The sequence below is a fragment of the Tabrizicola sp. genome, from assembly GCF_016793705.1.
Taxonomy (GTDB): domain Bacteria; phylum Pseudomonadota; class Alphaproteobacteria; order Rhodobacterales; family Rhodobacteraceae; genus Tabrizicola.
The window spans coordinates 1-3,677 of the sequence record NZ_JAEULO010000055.1 but is presented as its reverse complement, the minus strand read 5'-3'; the positions used below and the strand labels follow the sequence as shown (position 1 = coordinate 3,677).

At 67.2% G+C, this 3,677-nt stretch carries 5 protein-coding genes and 1 pseudogene; 5 read left to right on the top strand and 1 reads right to left on the bottom strand.

The features are described from left to right. The 3 genes from rplR to rpmD form a co-directional block, all read left to right on the top strand. Positions 1–352, top strand: a 352-nt coding sequence (gene rplR, locus JNJ68_RS15145) for a 50S ribosomal protein L18 (protein ID WP_294975999.1), incomplete at its 5' end; no start/stop codon positions are given. Positions 353–486: 134 nt separating this feature from the next. Continuing rightward, positions 487–1,059, top strand: coding sequence for a 30S ribosomal protein S5 (gene rpsE, locus JNJ68_RS15140; protein ID WP_294983338.1), 573 nt, complete (start codon positions 487–489; stop codon positions 1,057–1,059). 2 nt (positions 1,060–1,061) lie between these two features. Then, positions 1,062–1,274 carry a 50S ribosomal protein L30 gene (gene rpmD, locus JNJ68_RS15135; RefSeq protein WP_294983336.1) on the top strand — a complete coding sequence of 71 codons (213 nt, stop codon included), beginning with the start codon at positions 1,062–1,064 and terminating at the stop codon, positions 1,272–1,274. Between the two features lie 98 nt (positions 1,275–1,372). Here rpmD and JNJ68_RS15130 read toward each other — a convergent pair whose 3' ends face one another. Beyond that, entirely contained in the window at positions 1,373–2,695 is a 1,323-nt protein-coding gene (locus tag JNJ68_RS15130) for an FAD-dependent oxidoreductase (protein WP_294983334.1), read from the bottom strand. 187 nt (positions 2,696–2,882) lie between these two features. On the opposite strand from JNJ68_RS15130, the gene JNJ68_RS15125 reads away from it, so the two are divergent. Together JNJ68_RS15125 and JNJ68_RS15120 are read left to right on the top strand one after the other, a co-directional pair. Next, entirely contained in the window at positions 2,883–3,323 is a 441-nt protein-coding gene (locus JNJ68_RS15125; protein WP_294983332.1) for a GFA family protein, read from the top strand. 232 nt (positions 3,324–3,555) lie between these two features. After that, a pseudogene (locus JNJ68_RS15120) lies at positions 3,556–3,677 on the top strand (50S ribosomal protein L15); the annotation flags it as partial.

The window sequence follows — 3,677 nt, the reverse complement described above, 5'->3', positions numbered from 1 at the left end:
GAAAAAACGCGAGCTGTTCCTCAAGCGCCGCCTGCGCGTCCGGAACAAGATCAAGGCGACCTCGCATGGTCGTCTGCGGCTGTCGGTGCACCGCTCGTCGAAGAACATCAGCGTCCAGCTGATCGACGACGTGAAGGGTGTGACGATTGCCGCCGCCTCCACGCTGGAGAAAGACCTCGGCGTGGTCGGCAAGAACAATGTGGAAGCTTCGGCCAAGGTCGGCGCGGCGATTGCCGAGCGGGCCAAGAAGGCCGGTGTCGAAGAGTGCTACTTCGACCGTGGGGGCTTCCTCTTCCACGGCAAGATCAAGGCGCTTGCCGATGCGGCCCGCGAAGGCGGTCTGAAGTTCTGACCCGTCCGCGTAGGCGGACAAACTACGACTAGGCGGGCGGCAGCGATGCCGCCCCGATGATCCGGGGGTGTCCCAGCGGCACCCACCAGGATTGGCTTTAACGGCACGACGTGCCACCACGAAGGAATTGCCATATGGCAGAACGTGAGAACCGCCGGGAGCGTCGTGACGACCGTCGCGACAACCGCCCGGAAGAAACCCCGGAATTCGCCGACCGTCTGGTCGCGATCAACCGCGTCTCGAAAACCGTCAAGGGTGGCAAGCGCTTCGGCTTTGCGGCACTCGTCGTCGTCGGTGACCAGCGCGGTCGCGTCGGCTTCGGCAAGGGCAAGGCCAAGGAAGTGCCGGAGGCGATCCGCAAGGCCACCGAACAGGCCAAGCGCTCGATGATCCGCGTCGCGCTGAAGGACAGCCGCACGCTCCATCACGACATGGAAGGCCGCCACGGCGCCGGCAAGGTCGTGATGCGCACCGCCGTGGCCGGTACCGGCATCATCGCCGGCGGCCCGATGCGCGCCGTGTTCGAAATGCTGGGGATCCAGGACGTCGTCGCGAAGTCCATCGGCAGCCAGAACCCCTACAACATGATCCGCGCCACCATCGACGGGCTGAAGCACGAAGCCTCGCCCCGTTCGGTCGCCGCGCGTCGTGGCAAGAAGGTTGCGGAAATCCTCCGCAAGCCCGAAGCCGAAACCGTGGAGGCCTGAGCATGGCTGCCAAGAAATCCGACACCGCGAAGAAGACCATCGTCGTGAAGCAGGTCCGCTCCGCCGCGCGCCGTCCGGCCGTGCAGACCGCAACGCTGAAGGGCCTCGGCCTGAACAAGCTGAACCGCACCCGCGAGCTGGAGGACACCCCTTCCGTCCGCGGCATGGTGAACGCGATCAGCCACCTGGTCGTGATCGTCGAAGAGCGCGGGTAGGTCGGGGCTCCCCCCGGCTCTCCGACGCACAGGTAGAGTGGGCAATCTGCTCACCATCCCCATCAAACGCCCTCGCGCAACCCGCGGGGGCGTTTCCGTTAGCCGCGCCAGTTGTCCAGCCGGTCGGCCAGCGCCATCAGCGGCGGCGCGGCGGGCAGGATCGCGTTCAGCAGCCGATGCAGCGGAACCGCCTTCAACGGTGTCACCGGGAAGGGCAGGTCGGCCCTGTCCACGCCCAGCAGGGCAGCGGCCAGCGCACGGCCCATGACCGATGCCATCGCCACGCCACGCCCATTGAACCCCAGTCCGATGTAAAGCCCCGGCGCGGGTTCGTGCAGATGGGGCAGGGCATCCGTCGTCAGGGCGATGTAGCCGCCCCATTTGCGTTCCCAGGCGATCCCACGAAGCGCGGGAAAGGTGCGCTCGACCCCACGGCGCAGGCGCCCGAACGCGCCAAGCGCCTCGGGGTTCTCTGGGAAACTGCCCATGCAGCCGATCGACAAACGGAAGTCCCGGTCGTAGCGGCCATAGATGATCGACCGGCGCGTGTCGGCAATCGTGGTGCCACGCGGCAGGATGGCGGCGCGCTGTGCAGGGGTCAGCGGCTCGGTGGCGGCCTGGATCGAGACGAAAGGCAGGATCGTCGCGCGCAGGCCGGGCCAGAGCCTGTCGGTATAGCCGTTGGTGGCCAGCACCACCCGCTCGGCACTCAACTGCCCGCCCGTCGCGGTGGCAAGGTGCCAGCGCCCTCCCTCTGCCCGGTCCAGTGTGGTGATGGGGCTGCGCTCGTGAATCACCGCTCCGCGCACCAGCGCCGCCCGGGCCAGGCCGCGCACCAGCGACAGCGGCTGCACATGCCCGGCTGTGGGGTGGTAAAGCCCGCCGACATAACCCTGCGCCCCGGACCAGTCCTGAACCTCTGCCGCGTCCAGCTGCGCGATGTCGCCGCCCGCAGCGGTCCAGCTGTCGCGCAGGCCTTGCAGCTTGTGCAGCATCGCCGGGCTGTGGGCAACCTGCAGCCACCCCTTCTGCACCGGGTCGCAGTCGATGCCATAGTGCTCTATGTCCCGGAAAAGGTCGGTGGCCGAGGACAGCGTCAACCGCACCAGCGTATCGCCGATCCGCGGCCCCACCTCCAGCCGGACGGCCTCGACCGTCTTGCGCAGGATCGGATTGACCTGTCCGCCGCTTCGCCCCGAGGCGCCATAGCCGATGTCACGCGCCTCCAGCACCCGGACCGAGACCCCGGCCTCCGCCAGCGCCAGCGCGCAGCGCAGGCCGGTGAAGCCTCCGCCGATGATGGCGACATCGCATCTCGCCGCGCCCGACAGCGCGGGTTGGGCCGGAAAGGCTGGCGCCGTGTCGGCCCAGAGCGAAGGCGGCAGGCTGTGCCCGGATCGGGCGGAAGCTGTCTTGTCCATGGTTGGCTCCGACTGTCGCGGCAAGGGCAGCCGCGCTCCATGCGCACAGCATAGTGCCGCGCCAGGGGTGCGTCTTGCCGAGACTCAGCGAAAGTCTCGATTTCGATCCGCCGGGTGATAGTCTCGTCCCGACGACTCAACCCGGCCCGAGGAGGGGCAGGGGGTCGCGAACCGGGAGGAACCACCCATGACCACGCATTATGCCGGCGGCTGCCAGCACGTTCATGTGACCGCCAGTGCCGAGCCGATCGACAATCACGAATGCCACTGCAACGTCTGCAAGTCGGTGACCGGCCAGCACACCACCCACGTTGCCTTCTTCAACCACGGCGACATCCAGGCCGACCACCCCGAGAAGATGAAGCGCGTCCCCTTCAATGCGCAGAACCCGGACGGCCCGCTGGAGATCTGCCTCTGCACCGATTGCGGCGCGGTCCTGATGCTGGACGACAAGCAGGGCCGCATCCGCGTGGCCGTGCCGAACGTCATGGGCTACGACGATGCCAAGTTCCCCAAGGCCACCTACCACGCCTTCTGGGACGAGACGAAGGGCTATCCGGCCCCGCAGGACGGCCGCCCGGTCTATTCCGGCCTCCAGCCCAGCTTCGTCTGGCCGCAACCCTCCTGAGGATCGGGGCGTGCCCCGACTCTCGAGAAGTTAACACCAGCCTAACGGAATCTGGCAACCCGTTGGGATAGAAAGGAAAAGGCAAGGTTGTCCACCGTGGACAGCCTCGCCCTTGCTTTTCGGGGGCCCGTGCTGTATCGCCCCCCGGTGGCCGATCCTGGCCATGAGAATCAAGAAAAGCCGTGGGTGTCCCGTTCTCGCTTCGGGGGCACATCCGGCAAGGAGAAGCGACATGAAACTGCATGAACTCGCCGACAACGAAGGCGCGGCGAAGAAGAAGAAGCGCGTGGCGCGCGGCCCGGGTTCGGGCAAGGGCAAGACCGCCGGGCGCGGGATCAAGGGCCAGAAGTCCCG

Excerpts from the sequence above, each read along its gene's own strand:
- rpmD (WP_294983336.1), top strand. The coding sequence starts at position 1,062 with ATGGCTGCCAAGAAATCCGACACCGCGAAGAAGACCATCGTCGTGAAG.
- rpsE (WP_294983338.1), top strand. The coding sequence starts at position 487 with ATGGCAGAACGTGAGAACCGCCGGGAGCGTCGTGACGACCGTCGCGAC.
- JNJ68_RS15130 (WP_294983334.1), bottom strand. The coding sequence starts at position 2,695 with ATGGACAAGACAGCTTCCGCCCGATCCGGGCACAGCCTGCCGCCTTCG.
- JNJ68_RS15125 (WP_294983332.1), top strand. The coding sequence starts at position 2,883 with ATGACCACGCATTATGCCGGCGGCTGCCAGCACGTTCATGTGACCGCC.